Here is a 14,617-nt window from a genome sequence, read left to right as displayed (position 1 = left end):
CCTGGTCATTCATTTGGCAATGAGCTTAGCTGGCTCAGGCGGCGACGGCTTGCACTTCCATGGCGGCGTCAGCCGCCATTTCGATCAGTGCGCGCTTGTATTCGTTCGGGAAGACTTTCACGAACTTGCCGCGCGCCGCGGCCCAGTCGTCGAGCAGGACGCGGGCGCGGGTGCTGCCCGTGTGCTTGAAGTGACGCTCGATCAGGCGCTTGAGGATGACTTCGTCCGCTTCCGGCACGCCATCGCGGTGCTGCGTATGCCAGGCATCGCGGTCCAGATGCTGTTCCGCCGCCGACACGACCTTGTCCAGGCTGACCATGGCCGTGTTGCACTTGCTGGCAAAGTCGCCCGCCGGGTCATACACATAGGCGATGCCGCCCGACATGCCGGCCGCGAAGTTGCGTCCCGTGTTGCCCAGCACCACCACCGTGCCGCCCGTCATGTATTCGCAGCCATGGTCGCCCAGGCCCTCGACCACCGTGGTGGCGCCCGAGTTGCGCACGGCAAAGCGTTCGCCGGCCACGCCGTTGAAGAAGGCTTCGCCGGCAATGGCGCCGTACAGCACCGTGTTGCCGATGATGATGTTGTCCACGGCCCAGCCACGGAATTCCGTATTCGGCCGCACGATGATGCGCCCGCCCGACAATCCTTTACCCACGTAATCGTTGCCCTCGCCCACCAGGTCGATCGTAATGCCGTGCGCCAGGAAGGCGCAGGCCGACTGGCCCGCCGTGCCTTGCAGCTGGATGTGGATGGTGTCGTCCGGCAAGCCGGCGTGGCCGTATTTCTTCGCCACTTCGCCGGACAGCATGGTGCCCACTGTGCGGTTCAGGTTGCGCACGGGCGAGATGAAGGAGACGCGTTCGCCCTTTTCCAGCGCCGCGCGCGCTTGCGCGATCAGCTTGTGGTCGAGCGCCTTTTCCAGCGCATGGTCCTGGAATTCCACGTGGCGGCAAGCCTGGCCATCCGGGGTTTCCGGCTTGTAGAAGATGGACGAGAAGTCCAGCCCCTGCGCCTTCCAGTGCGCAATCGCCTTCGATTTGTCGAGCAAGTCCACGCGGCCGATCAGTTCGTCATACGTGCGGATGCCCAGCTGCGCCATCAATTGACGGGCTTCTTCGGCCACGAAGAAGAAGTAATTGACGACATACTCGGGTTTGCCAGAGAACTTGGCACGCAGGACCGGATCTTGCGTGGCCACGCCCACAGGGCACGTGTTCAAGTGGCATTTGCGCATCATGATGCAGCCCTCGACCACCAGCGGCGCCGTGGCGAAACCGATCTCGTCGGCGCCCAGCAAGGCGGCGATGACCACGTCGCGGCCCGTCTTCATCTGGCCGTCGGCCTGCACGCGGATGCGGCTGCGCAAGCCGTTCAAGACCAGGGTTTGTTGCGTTTCAGCAAGGCCCAACTCCCACGGCGTGCCCGCATGTTTTACGGACGACAATGGCGAAGCGCCCGTGCCGCCGTCATGGCCGGCGACGACCACGTGGTCGGCCTTGGCCTTGGTGACGCCGGCGGCGACCGTGCCGATGCCCACTTCCGACACCAGCTTCACGGAAATCGACGCGCGCGGATTGGCGTTCTTCAAGTCATGGATCAGCTGCGCCAGGTCTTCGATGGAATAAATGTCGTGGTGCGGCGGCGGCGAAATCAGGCCCACGCCCGGCACGGAAAAGCGCAGGCTGGCGATGTATTCGGACACCTTATGGCCCGGCAACTGGCCGCCCTCGCCCGGTTTGGCGCCCTGCGCCATCTTGATCTGGATCTGGTCGGCCGAGTTCAGGTAGGCGGCCGTGACGCCGAAACGTCCCGACGCCACCTGCTTGATGCGCGAGCGCATGGAATCGCCTTCCTGCAGCGGAATGTCGACGACGATCTGCTCGGCGCCCACCACCGACGCCATGGTGTCGCCCTGGCGGATCGGGATACCCTTCAATTCCTGCGTGTAGCGGTTCGGATCTTCGCCGCCCTCGCCCGTGTTCGACTTGCCGCCGATGCGGTTCATGGCCACGGCCAGCGTGGCGTGCGCTTCCGTGCTGATGGAGCCGAGCGACATGGCGCCCGTGGCGAAACGCTTGACGATTTCCTTGGCCGGTTCCACTTCGTCGAGCGGGATGGCCTTGATCGGGTCGAGCTTGAACTCGAACAGACCGCGCAGGGTCAGGTGGCGACGGCTCTGGTCGTTGATGATTTGCGCATACTCCTTATAGCTGGAGAAATTGTTGCTGCGCGTGGAGTGCTGCAGCTTGGCAATCGCGTCCGGCGTCCACATATGGTCTTCGCCGCGCACGCGGAATGCGTATTCGCCGCCCGCGTCGAGCTTGTCAGCCAGCACGGGATCGTTGCCGAAAGCCAGCGCGTGCAGGCGCAGCGCTTCTTCCGCCACTTCAAACACGCCGATGCCTTCCACGTTCGATGCCGTGCCCTTGAAGTACTTGTCCACCAGCGACTTGTTCAAGCCGATGGCTTCGAAGATTTGCGCGCCGCAGTAGGACATATACGTGGAAATGCCCATCTTCGACATGACTTTCATCAAGCCTTTGCCCACTGCCTTGGTGTAATTGTAGATGGCTTTGTCCGCCGACAAGTCGCCGGGCAAACCGTGCGCCATCTCGGCCAGGGTTTCCATGGCCAGGTACGGGTGGACGGCTTCCGCGCCATAGCCGGCCAGCAAGGCGAAGTGGTGCGTTTCGCGGGCCGAACCCGTTTCCACGACGAGGCCGGTGGAGGCGCGCAAACCCTTGCTCACCAGGTGCTGGTGCACGGTGGAGGTGGCCAGCAGCGCGGGGATCGCCACCTGGTCGGCGCAAATGGCGCGGTCCGAGACGATCAAAATGTTGTGGCCGGATTTCACGGCGTCGACGGCTTCCGCGCACAGCGAGGCCAGGCACGCTTCCACGCCTTCCTTGCCCCAGGCCAGCGGGTAGCAGATGTCCAGTTCGTACGACTTGAACTTGCCGCCCGTGTGGGCGCTGATGTTGCGCAGACGCGCCATGTCGTCAAAGCCCAGCACGGGCTGCGCCACTTCCAGGCGCATCGGCGGGTTGACGTTATTGGTATCGAGCAAGTTCGGTTTCGGGCCGATGAAGGACACGAGCGACATCACCATCGCTTCGCGGATCGGATCGATCGGCGGGTTCGTCACTTGCGCGAACAATTGCTTGAAGTAGTTATACAGCGGCTTGAGCTTGTTCGACATGACGGCCAGCGGCGAGTCATTGCCCATCGAACCCGTCGCCTCTTCGCCGGCCACGGCCATCGGCGCCATGAGGAATTTCAAGTCTTCCTGCGTATAGCCGAACGCCTGCTGGCGGTCCAGCAGCGACGGCTGGGCTTTTTCGCCCTGGGCGCGGTCCTGTTTCGCTTGTCCTTCGGCCAGCTTGATCTCGTCGAGCTTGATGCGCACCGAGTTGATCCACGCTTTATAGGGCTTGGCGTTGGCGTAGGTGTTTTTCAGTTCCTGGTCGTCGATGATGCGGCCCGCTTCCAGGTCGATCAGGAACATTTTACCGGGCTGCAAGCGCCATTTCTGGATGATTTTCGACTCGGGAATCGGCAATACGCCCGATTCCGACGCCATCACCACCAGGTCGTCGTCCGTGACGATGTAGCGGGCCGGACGCAAACCGTTGCGGTCCAGGGTGCCGCCAATGTGGCGGCCATCCGTGAATGCCATGGCGGCGGGGCCGTCCCACGGTTCCATCATGGCCGCGTGGTATTCATAGAAGGCGCGGCGGTTGTCATCCATCGTCGTGTGGTTTTCCCACGCTTCCGGAATCATCATCATCATCGCCTGGGCGATCGGGTAGCCGGCCATCAGCAGCAGCTCCAGCGCATTGTCGAAGCATGCCGTGTCGGACTGGCCTTCATAGATCAGCGGGAACAGTTTCTGCAGGTCGTCGCCCAGCACGGCCGACTTCATCACGCCTTCGCGCGCGCGCATCCAGTTGAAGTTGCCTTTCACCGTGTTGATCTCGCCATTGTGCGCGATCAAACGGTAGGGGTGGGCCAGCGGCCATTCCGGGAAAGTATTCGTCGAGAAACGCTGGTGCACCAGGGCCAGGGCCGAGATGCAGCGCGCGTCCTGCAAGTCCTTGTAGTACACGCCCACCTGGTCGGCCAGCAGCAAGCCTTTATAGACAATCGTGCGGGCCGACATCGACGGCACGAAGAATTCCTTGCCGTGCAGCAGTTTCAAGGCCTGGATGGCGTGGCCCGACGATTTGCGGATCACATACAGTTTGCGCTCGAGCGCGTCGGTGACCATGATGTCCGGGCCGCGGCCGATGAAGATCTGGCGGATGACGGGTTCCTTGGCGCGCACGGTGGGCGACATCGGCATGTCCGTATCGATGGGCACGTTGCGCCAGCCCAGCACGACCTGGCCCTCGATGCGCACGGCCCGTTCGATTTCCTGTTCGCAAGCGATGCGCGAGGCGTGTTCCTTCGGCAGGAAGACCATGCCCACGCCGTATTCGCCAGGCGGCGGCAATTCCACGCCCTGCTTGGCCATTTCTTCGCGGTAGTACTGGTCGGGAATCTGGATCAGGATGCCGGCGCCATCGCCCATCAGCGCATCGGCGCCCACGGCGCCCCGGTGATCGAGGTTTTTCAGAATCAGCAAACCCTGCTCGACGATCGAATGGGTCTTGTTGCCCTTGATATGGGCGACGAAACCGACGCCGCAGGCATCGTGTTCATTGGCTGGGTCGTACAGGCCTTGCGCTTTCATGGGCTTCTCCGCTGCATATGACTATCGAAAAACTAGAGTAGTGCAACGCAACAAAAAACTCAACTAGAATAATTAGGGTCGGAGTCGAATTAAATTCGATTCCGTCGCTCTAAAAATTTAATAGGGACATAGTCGAAGCCATTTCAATAAAACGTCAGAAAGAAACCATTTTTTGTTTTAAATGCGAATGCTTTTCAATTGGCGTCCGGCTCGGCGACGATTTTGCGGGGACGGCCCCGCTTGGCCGGCAGCACTTGCCGCTGCATTTTCTGCTCCAGCGCCTGCTTGAAAGCGTCGGAACCCAGCGGCCAGCCCTTCAACACGGCCTGTTCCACGGTTTTCACCTGGCTGCTGCCCAGGCCTTGCTCGAACAGGCGCAGATAGGCCGCCTCGCGGTCGAACGGCGTATTGCCCAGCGCCCAGTACAAGGCATGGTCGGTGATCACGGCATCGGGCCGCACGCCCGCATGGTGGGCATAGCTGGACCAGCTGTAATCGAGCGCCTGGCCCGCCAGGCCCGTCTGCACGGGCACGCATTCCAGGTAGCGGCAGCAAGTAAGGAAGAAATTGTCGGGATCGATGACGGAGGTTTTGTAGCGTCCCTGCCACAACGCCCCTTCGCGGCCGTATTTCTGGTTGAAATACGGCACGTAATAGCGCCCCAGCCACTGCATCAGCTGCCCCAGGCCCGTCGCATCGGCTGGCGTCGCCAATAAATGTAATTGATCTGGCAATAAAACATAGGCGTGGATGGCCACCTTGAACATTTTCGCGCCCGTTTTCAGCCAGGACAGGAATTGCCCGTAGTCCGCCGCGTCCTGGAACACGGGCTGGCGGTTGCTGCCGCGCTGGATCACGTAATGGGGCAGTGCGGGAATGATGAGGCGGGGCAAACGGGCCATGGGAAAAGTCGTAAAATGAAGGCTAAGGCCTTGATTTTACACACTCCGGAGTGCAGACGCGACTCTGACCCTGTTTTATTTGAAATACGGGAAAAAGCGGTTGACTCTGTCCCTTTTATGCTGCCGCCCGCTCGCGGGCGGCGCAATATGCGCGATCAGGACAGATTGAAACTGGCCGACAGGCTGTAGCCCTCGCCATACGCGCTGCGCAGCGGCAAGTCCTGGCCCAGGCCCGTCTTGGCTTTCTTGCGCAGCCGGTACACGAGCATGTCGACGCGGCGGCCCGCATCGGGGTCTTCGCCACCCATGCCTGCCACGATGACGTCGCGCGGCACGGGACGGGTGTTGATGGTCAGCAAGTGCAGGAAGTTGAATTCCTTTTCCGTCAGGGCGATCACGGCGCCCATCAGCTCGAGTTGGCGAGCGCTTACTTTCAAAGTCCACTTGCCTGGCTCGGGCACGGGGTCTTGCGGCCCCACGCGGCGGTCGAGCGCCTCGATGTGGGCGGCCAGTTCGGGGAACTTGATCGGCTTGGTCAGATAGTGGTCGGCACCCAGGCGCAAGCCGAGGATGCGGCTGTCGAAGGCGACACGCCCCGTCAGCACCAGCACGCCGATTTGCGGATACAGCTGGCGCATGCGGGGAATGACGTTGAAGCCGTCTTCATCGGGCAAGCCCAGGTCCAGCACCACCACGCCGACATTACCATGGCTCAATGCAGTCCACATGCCGCCAGCGGAGCTGGTGATATGGACTTCGTGCTCGAGCTCAACGAGGAATTCCGCCATGTCTTCGGCGTAGTCCAGATTGTCTTCGACGATCAATATTTTCGTCATTGCTACGCCATTCTTTGTTAGTAAGCAAACCGTGGGCAAACCATGCCATTCACTTCTGCACCATGATGGACGGGCTGATAGGTTTACGTCAAGGAATTATCACGGTTGACTTCAGCGGAAGCAAGGCTTTTCCTTGTCTAGACAGGAAGCGGCAGCCAAATCCGGAAAACTGCCCCGCCTTCGGGCAGATTATGCCCCTGCAAACTCCCGCCATGCACGTCCACGACGGCGCGCGCCATGTACAGTCCCAGGCCCGCGCCCGCATGCGTGGCATGGGTTCCACGGAAACTTTTTTCGAAGATATGCGCCAGTTCCGCCTCCGGCACGCCGGGACCCTGGTCGCGCACGCACAGCTCCACGCCGCCGCCGCTGGCCCGCCGCCCCGCCACGGTGATGCTGCTGCCGGCCGGGCTGAACTTGACGGCGTTGTCCAGCAGGATTTTCAGGCACAGGGCCATGCCGGGCACGTCGCAGCGCAGCCGGGCCGGCAAGTCTTCGTCGAGTTCCAGCCGCACGCGGTGGCTGGCGGGCACGCCGGCGGCTGCCTGCTGCAGCAAGGCCAGCGGCGCGATGCCGTCGGCGGCCCGCTCGCGGCCGATGGCCGCCATGCGTTCAGGTGACAGATAGTCGTCGACCATGGCCAACAAACGGTCGACGGCCGTCTGGATCTTCACATAGCGCTTGCGCGTGGCCTCGTCGGCGTCACTGGAGGTCGAGACGAGGCGCTGGATGGCGCCGTCGATGGTGGCCAGCGGCGAGCGGAATTCATGCGACAGCATCGAGGCAAAGCGCTTCTGCTCCTTTTCCCGCTCGGCTTCCTGGGCCTGGGCGGCGCTGACGTCGCGCACCGTGCCCGCCACGGTGACGCCGCGCCCTTGCGCGGCAGGCACGATGGTTGAGCTGATTTCCAGCGCCAGCAGGTGCCCGTCGGCATGCGCCAATTCCGCTTCGCGCAGCAGGGTCAAACGGCTCGTATCGCCATCGCGCCAGCGCTGCAGCCGTGCCGGCACATCCGCCGCCAGCTGCGCCGCGTGTGCGCGCAGGGCAGGCAGGTCGTAACCGGTCATGCGCTGCGCGGCGGGGCTGATGTAGAGTAATTCGAGGGTAGCGGCGTCGAGCAGAAAGGCGGCATCGCGGCCGTGTTCAAGCAGCAGGCGGAACTGCTGTTCGCCCGCGCGCGCGCGCAGCAGGGCGCGGCGCAACTGGACGAAACGCAGCGCCATGAGGATGGCGCCGGCAAGCAGCAGGAGGAAAATGGGCAGCATGCTTTATACCTGGCGTGAATGGAATGCGCCAAGTATAAGCGTGCTGCTGCGTTAATCTTCCAGTGGAGCAAAAATCTGCTGCAAGTCTTCCTGCGTGAGGGCCATCTTCTGCGATTCGCCTTCGGCCAGGATCGATTGCGCCAGCTCCGATTTCTTTTGCTGCAGCAACTGGATTTTTTCTTCCAGGGTGCCCTTCGCGATCAATTTGTAGACGAACACGGGCTTGTCCTGGCCGATGCGCCAGGCGCGGTCCGTGGCCTGGTTTTCCGCCGCCGGATTCCACCACGGGTCGTAGTGAATGACCGTGTCGGCCGCCGTCAGGTTCAAGCCCACGCCGCCCGCTTTCAGGCTGATCAGGAAGATCGGCACGGCGCCCTGCTGGAAGGCCGCCACTTGCGCGCCCCGGTCCTTCGTTTCGCCCGTCAGCAAGGCGTAGGGAATGTCGCGCGATTCCAGCTCTTCCTCGATCAGCTCCAGCATGCTGGTAAATTGCGAGAAGACAAGGATCTTGCGCCCTTCGTCGAGCAAGTCTTCCACCATCTGCATCAGGTCGAGCAGCTTGGCCGAACCGGCCGACTGCTTCTTCGCCGGCAGGGATTTCACGAGGCGCGGATCGCAGCACACTTGCCGCAGTTTCAGCAGCGCTTCGAGGATGACGATCTGGCTGCGCGCCACGCCCTTCTTGTCGATTTCTTCGCGTACTTTTTGATCCATCGCAAGACGCACGGTTTCATACAGGTCGCGCTGCGGTCCCGTGAGCTCCACCTTGCGCACCATTTCCGTCTTCGGCGGCAATTCCTTGGCGACATTGTCCTTCGTGCGGCGCAGCAGGAACGGCTTGATGCGGCGGTTCAGCAGCATGCGGCGCAGCGGATCGTCCTGGCGCTCGATCGGATGGCGGAACTGGGTATTGAAGGTCTTCTCGTCGCCCAGCAAGCCCGGCAGCAGGAAGTGGAATTGCGACCACAGTTCGCCCAGATGATTTTCCAGCGGCGTGCCGGACAGGCACAGGCGGTGGCGCGCGCGCAGCAGGCCCGCGCTTTGCGCCGCCTTGCTGCGCGTATTCTTGATGTAGTGCGATTCGTCGAGGATGACCAGGTGGAAATCATGCTCGCGCAAGGTTTCCTCGTCGCGCGGCAACAGCGCGTACGTGGTCAGCACCAGGTCGCATTGATCGATCTGGTCGAATTGCTGGGCGCGGTCCTTGCCTTGCAGCAGCAACACCTTCAGGCTGGGCGCGAACTTGGCCGCCTCGTCCTGCCAGTTGCCCATCAAGCTAGTCGGTGCGATAACGAGGGCCGGATGCGTGAGGCGGCCCGCTTCCTTTTCCACGAGGATATGCGCCAGCGTCTGCACGGTCTTACCTAAGCCCATGTCATCGGCCAGGATGCCCGCCAAGTCATGGTCGCGCAGGAATTGCATCCACGCCAGGCCATCGGCCTGGTAATCGCGCAGGGTGGCCTGCAAGCCCGCCGGCGCCGCCACTTTTTGCACGGAACCGAACTGGCTCAGCTTGCGGCCCATGGCGCGCAGCTGCTCGCCGCCCGTCCACTGCATCTCCAGGCCCCGCGCCAGCTCTTCCAGGCGCGCCGCGTCCAGCGTCGACATGCGCACGGCATGCCTGATCTTGTCGCCGAAATACAGTTCGCCCAGGGTGTTCAAAATCGGGCGCACGCGGCCCCACGGCAGGGCCACGCGCGTGCCGTCCGGCAAGGTCGCCAGCATCTGGTCATCGTCGGCATGCGCTTCGATGACTTTCGGGTTGAAATCGTTGGGCGCGTTGCGGATCAGCTGCACCAGCACGGGCAGCAGCGGCACGCGCTCGTGGTTGACGACGATGCCCAGTTCCAGTTCGAACCAGGCGTTGCCGCTGTCCGGGTCCTGGTCGTCGATTTCCGCGTACCAGTCGCCCACGTCGCTCACGTCGTAGCGGTACTTGGCCGTCTTTTCCACGATCCAGCCCTGCGCCAGCAAGGTATCGATGCCGGACTCGGCAAAACGCAGCCATTCCGCCTGGGAAGGCAGCAGCAAGGCGCCTTTCAGCCCGCTCAGGGGGGCGGAACCGGGCTTCTTGAATTGCAGCTCGGCCAATGTCGCCAGCGCGCGCGCTTCGTCGACCGTGTTTCTCTGGATAATTTCCGTCACCTCGCCCACTTGCCGCACCACGCGCTGCGACGGGTCGAACGAGACCCTTTCGCCATCGTAATCGTAGGACAGCACGGCGAAGTCGCTCCAGCGCTGCGCACTGCCATCGGCCAGCATGGCGCTATCGAGCAGCAAGACCGGTTGCGCCGGCACATCCTTGCGCAAGCGCTGCGGCAACGGCTGCGGCAGCGGCATCAAATGCTGCAAGCCTTGCGCCAGCAGCAGCTGCGACACGCGCACCTTGTCGTTCGCGTTCAACGGCGGCGCCTGCGCCACCAGGGCCTGCAAGTCGGCCAGGGAAATGTCGGAGCCGCCCTGGTTCAGTTCCAGCACGCCGCACGACAGATTGTCGATATACCACGGCGGATCGGTGGGCAGCATGTAGTCGATCTGGTCGGCGCCATGGTGCTTCGCGCCTTCCGGCGGGTCCACCTGCCAGCCCAGGCGCATGGTCTTGCCCTCGTCGCGCCAGAACAGGCGGGCGGGACGCACGGGACCTTCCTTCAATGGATACACGAGACCATTGCCGACGTCGGCCCAGGAATTGGCCCACAGCAATTTATCCTGCTCTGCCAGCATTTTCAGCAGGGCCGCGCCCACCTTGCCCTTCGGCTCCGTGGCGCTGCCCGTCTGCGAATTCTGTCCGCTGCGCATGGCCACGAAGAAACGCACGAGGTCTTCGTCGGCCGGCGTCAAAAACGTGGGCGGCGCCGACAGCAGGGAAAAGATTTCGCTGATGGGAGACGCCGCCGCCACGTCGCCATTCGGCCGCAGCCGCGCCTTGTACAGGCACAGGGCCACGTGGCGGCCGCCGCTGGTGGGCGCCAGCACGTAGATCAGGCGATGCTGGTTGAGTTTGGGATCGGGCTCGGCAATCGTCAGCACGGCCTTCGGATGGGCGGCAGCCTCCACCCGCTGCAGCCAGGTGGCGACGGCGTACGGCAAAGGCGCTCCCGGCGCGCTGGCCGGGGCAACTGGGGTTTCACTGGTTTCGTCGCGGGTAAAATCCATGGGGCGCATTTTTGTGTAAAGGTCGTATCCAAATCGGCAACAGGCAATATTATCCGCCATACAGCCGTTGCTGGCTTGATTCACACACGCTCTTTGAGCAGTTTTAATGCGCGATGCCTAAAAAATAAGTATTTAATACGACACTTGGGGTTCGCTGACGGCAAAAAAGGCCCGTCATGGGCCTTTTTTCGCCGCCTGTGGAGGGATTATCAGGCCGGCACAGTTTCTTCTTCGGCCACGCTGGCGGCCTCGACTACCGGTGCGGTGCGCGTATCGGCCGGGGTAAAGTTGCGCAAGAACAAGAAAAACTGGCCCATCATCTGCGTCCACAATTGCAGATTGATATTCAGGTACTCGCGGCTGACGCCGCCGGCGACCAGCACATCCATTTCCAGCACGACGAAATCGCCATGCTGGGCCACGCGGGCGAAGCGCTTGCTGCGGTGCCATTCGGCCAGCAAGCCGGCCGGCAAGTCGCCGCCCTGCACGCGCAGCGGGCAGCTCAGGGTCAGGTCGGCGTACTGGCCCGGCGCAGCTTCGTTACCCCACAGCACCTGAAAGCCGATGCCATGGCTGGCGCTATGCAGGCGCACGACGCCGTCGTGCTCGATGCTGGTGACGGCGCAGCCGGCCGCCTTGATGGCCTCGGCCGTTTGTTCCGCATTCAGGGTGGTCAGCAAGCTGTTCGTGTTTTCCATCGTCATTCCATTCATTTCAAAAAGTAAAATTATTGGGGGGCCGGCGCGGGGGCGGCCGGCGTTGCTGCCGCGTCGGTTTGACGCGCATCAAAGCGGCCCTGGTACAGCTGGTCGCCGTACTGCTGGGCAATCTGTTCGAGTTTCACCCTGCTTTGCGCGGCGAACGGCTGGCGCGCCTTCATGACGTCCAGCACGTCGAGGCCTTCATACGCTTGCAGGATTTCCTGCCCGGCCGCATACAGCTGGGCATTCTTGCTCTCGCAGCGCGCCAGGGCGCCGCGCTGCGCCGCCACTTCGCCGTCCAGGCGCGCACGCTCCGCTGCCAGCTGCTTGCCCGTGGCGGCCAGCTGTTCGCCGGCCTGGCGGTACTGCGCCAGACTGGCGCTGGCCTCTTGCGCTGCGGCGGCGCCGCGCTGTTGCTCGGCTGCCAGTTTTTCCCGCTGCGCGCGTTCCTGCGCCAGTTGCGACTGGCTGCGCGCCAGTTCCTTCTTCAAGCCATCGCTGGCGGGCGCGGCGACTGGTGCGGCCGTGGCGACCGGCGCGCCCTTGGCTTTGAGCAATTCCAGCTCGCCGCGCGTCTGCTGCAGCTGCGCCGTGACATTGCGCAACTCGGCGCGCAAGCGCTCTTCCATGCTTTGCCCCTTCTGTCCCTGCGCCTGGGCGGTGCTGGCGGCCAGCAAGCTCAGCAGCAGTAGCGGCAAGCGCATTTTGTTGGATATCAACATCATGGCTCCTTAAAAACGCGCGTTCAATTCGATTTGCAGGGTGTCGATCGACAGTGCCGAACCGAACACTTCGCGGCTCGACGTCCAGCGGCCATTGAGCCAGGTATTCTTGTCGAGCGCATACGCGCCACCGAGGTAGTAGCCGCGCGCATTCGTGCCGCCCAGGTGGAAGGTGGAATCGTTGTAGGCGTCAGGCAAGGCATCCGGTTCGATGCGCTTGTAGCCAAGCAGCACGTTCCAGTCGCCGCGCGCTTGCGTATTCGCCTTGCCCAGGGTCGCCTGCAGCATGTAGGCGTTGCCGCCGCTCCTGAAATCGGCTTGCGAGACGCCGCCCGTGCCGCCGAAGTTGTTCATGATGCCGCCCTTGGCGCGCGCCCACATTTCATTCTTGTCGTAGGCCATGTTGCGCACATAATCGCCTTCGATGCGCAAGTCCGTGCCGCCGGCCACCTTGCTATCCCAGCGCGCATTCAGGTTGGCCAGGCGGAATTTCGACGCCAGGCCCACGAATTGCGGCTGCGGCGTGTTCGCCGGGTCCAGCGGATTCAGGGCGATATTGCGCAGCAACATCAAGCTATTGCCCTTTTGCATGCTCGACGGACGCGACCAGTCCGTGCTGCAGCCATCGGCGCCCGCGTACAGCGCGCACGGCTGCGAATATTCGCCGTTGATGTTGCGGAAGTTGTAGTAGGCCACGGCGCCGCGCAATTGATGGTCACTATTGATCTTCCACGACGCGCCCACTTGTGCACCGAGCAGCCATTTGTTTTCGCTGGACATTTTTGCCTGGCTGCGGCTAGGCGCGTTGTCGGACGAATACTCGAGCGGAATCAGGCCCAGGGTACCGAATACGGTGACGTCCTTGCTCGCGCCGACGGGCTGCTGCACCTTGGCGGCGATGCCGTCGAAATTGAGTTCGCTGGAAAACAGTTCATCGCTGGAAACAAACGGGTTATCGAAGCGGCCCGCCGTCAGTTTCAGCCAGGAAGCGGGCTGGTAGGACAGCCAGGCCTGGTCCAGCCAGATGTTTTTCTTGCCCAGGCCGCCGCCCAGGGTTTGCGTGGTCGAGACCGGGCTATCGTCGTTGCCGCTGGCCAGGCGGATGCCCGCTTGCGTGCTGTCGGAAATGTCGGCCAGGATGCCCAGACGGGCGCGCGCGCGCAGCAAGTGCTTGCGGTCTTCGCGCGTGTTGAGCAGCGCCGGCAGGGCCAAATTGGTGTTGGAATTGACGTCGTAGCCGCTGCCGCTGTTGAGCGAGCGCCAGTCGATCTCGATATTGCTGTTGGCCATGTCGTAGTAGCGCGATTCGTAGCGCGCGCGCACGTCGCCTTCCAGGCGGATGCGCTTGGTCCAGGCCGGCGTTTCATTCGGCGCCGCCCAGCCGCCCGCCTTGGCCTCGGCCAGCACTTGTCCCTTGATTTCGTCGCGGATCTGCTCGCGCACGGTTTGCGAAATATACGGCACGCGCACGTCGCCAGGCTGCACCTGCGCCAGGGCGGCCGGCGCGGCGGCCGGACGGGCTTGCGCCGCGGCCAGCGCTTCGCTCTGCGCCTGCGCCAGCAAGGCTTCGCCGGCATCCTTGTTCAGGGCGCCGCTCTGGATCAGGCCGCGAATCAGCTTGACCATGGTGCTGTCGGCCGGCGCTTGCGCCTGTACCGCGCCTGCCGCCACGCTCAGGGCGAAAGCGGCCAGCGCCAGCGGAAGGCGGCGCAGGCGCTGTGGGGAAGAAAATATGAGGTTCATCGCTTCTTTCGGTAAAAATTAATATGAATTAAGGACGCTATGGCCGGCGGCCTTTAATGGATACGCGGGCCGGGAAACGCAGGGACGCGGGCGGCCGCTCATCGGCGCGGAAATCGCGCACCATGGCCAGCACTTGCTCATCCGTCTGCGCATTGCCCGTGCCCTGCACCAGCTGCACCTTCGTCGTCTTGCCTTCCGCATCGAGCCACAGGTCGACGCGGATGTCGGCAAACGCCAGCTGGCGCGTGCGCGGGTCGCGGGCAAAGGCCATCTGCAGGGCGTTGGCCACATAGCGGCCATACGATCCCGCACCGAGACCGCCGCCACCGCCGCCGCCCGTCATGCCGCCGCCGCGCCCGGCCTGGATGCCGAACGCATCGCTGCCAGCCTGCGCCGCGCCGTCGATGGTGACGGGGTCGCCCTTGTCCGGCGACGGGCTTTCCGGCGCATCATCCATGGGCTTGTCGGCCGGCGTCGGTTCCGGTTCCGACACTTCCGGCACCACCTTGTCGGGCGTCGGTTCCGGCAGCTTTTCCGGTTCCGGCGGAGGCGGGGGC

General features: G+C 63.2%; 9 protein-coding genes. All 9 read right to left on the bottom strand.

Annotated features, from left to right (window positions below):
* Positions 1–34 precede the first annotated feature (34 nt).
* Complete coding sequence (locus AC07X6_RS13950; RefSeq protein WP_494791359.1) at positions 35–4,735, bottom strand: glutamate synthase-related protein; 4,701 nt, start codon at positions 4,733–4,735, stop codon at positions 35–37.
* A gap of 194 nt (positions 4,736–4,929) precedes the next feature.
* Positions 4,930–5,637 carry a transposase gene (locus AC07X6_RS13945; protein ID WP_494791358.1) on the bottom strand — a complete coding sequence of 236 codons (708 nt, stop codon included), beginning with the start codon at positions 5,635–5,637 and terminating at the stop codon, positions 4,930–4,932.
* 155 nt (positions 5,638–5,792) lie between these two features.
* Positions 5,793–6,473, bottom strand: coding sequence for a response regulator transcription factor (locus AC07X6_RS13940; protein WP_034753797.1), 681 nt, complete (start codon positions 6,471–6,473; stop codon positions 5,793–5,795).
* 137 nt (positions 6,474–6,610) lie between these two features.
* Positions 6,611–7,738, bottom strand: a complete 1,128-nt coding sequence (locus tag AC07X6_RS13935; RefSeq protein WP_494791357.1) for a PAS domain-containing sensor histidine kinase — start codon at positions 7,736–7,738, stop codon at positions 6,611–6,613.
* Between the two features lie 51 nt (positions 7,739–7,789).
* Entirely contained in the window at positions 7,790–10,894 is a 3,105-nt protein-coding gene (locus tag AC07X6_RS13930) for a DEAD/DEAH box helicase (RefSeq protein ID WP_230542033.1), read from the bottom strand.
* A gap of 209 nt (positions 10,895–11,103) precedes the next feature.
* Positions 11,104–11,592, bottom strand: coding sequence for a YbjN domain-containing protein (locus AC07X6_RS13925; protein ID WP_494791356.1), 489 nt, complete (start codon positions 11,590–11,592; stop codon positions 11,104–11,106).
* 29 nt (positions 11,593–11,621) lie between these two features.
* Complete coding sequence (locus AC07X6_RS13920) at positions 11,622–12,317, bottom strand: hypothetical protein (protein ID WP_494791355.1); 696 nt, start codon at positions 12,315–12,317, stop codon at positions 11,622–11,624.
* A 9-nt stretch (positions 12,318–12,326) separates the two neighbouring features.
* Complete coding sequence (locus tag AC07X6_RS13915; RefSeq protein ID WP_494791354.1) at positions 12,327–14,060, bottom strand: putative porin; 1,734 nt, start codon at positions 14,058–14,060, stop codon at positions 12,327–12,329.
* A gap of 37 nt (positions 14,061–14,097) precedes the next feature.
* Positions 14,098–14,617 (bottom strand): energy transducer TonB family protein (locus AC07X6_RS13910; protein WP_494791353.1); only part of this gene is annotated, 520 nt, incomplete at its 5' end.

This window comes from Janthinobacterium sp. GW460-12-1-14-LB5 (assembly GCF_059423585.1).
This window is presented reverse-complemented; position numbering and strand designations above follow the sequence as displayed.

Excerpts from the sequence above, each read along its gene's own strand:
- AC07X6_RS13950 (WP_494791359.1), bottom strand. The coding sequence starts at position 4,735 with ATGAAAGCGCAAGGCCTGTACGACCCAGCCAATGAACACGATGCCTGC.
- AC07X6_RS13920 (WP_494791355.1), bottom strand. The coding sequence starts at position 12,317 with ATGTTGATATCCAACAAAATGCGCTTGCCGCTACTGCTGCTGAGCTTG.
- AC07X6_RS13945 (WP_494791358.1), bottom strand. The coding sequence starts at position 5,637 with ATGGCCCGTTTGCCCCGCCTCATCATTCCCGCACTGCCCCATTACGTG.
- AC07X6_RS13940 (WP_034753797.1), bottom strand. The coding sequence starts at position 6,473 with ATGACGAAAATATTGATCGTCGAAGACAATCTGGACTACGCCGAAGAC.
- AC07X6_RS13935 (WP_494791357.1), bottom strand. The coding sequence starts at position 7,738 with ATGCTGCCCATTTTCCTCCTGCTGCTTGCCGGCGCCATCCTCATGGCG.
- AC07X6_RS13915 (WP_494791354.1), bottom strand. The coding sequence starts at position 14,060 with ATGAACCTCATATTTTCTTCCCCACAGCGCCTGCGCCGCCTTCCGCTG.
- AC07X6_RS13930 (WP_230542033.1), bottom strand. The coding sequence starts at position 10,894 with ATGGATTTTACCCGCGACGAAACCAGTGAAACCCCAGTTGCCCCGGCC.
- AC07X6_RS13925 (WP_494791356.1), bottom strand. The coding sequence starts at position 11,592 with ATGGAAAACACGAACAGCTTGCTGACCACCCTGAATGCGGAACAAACG.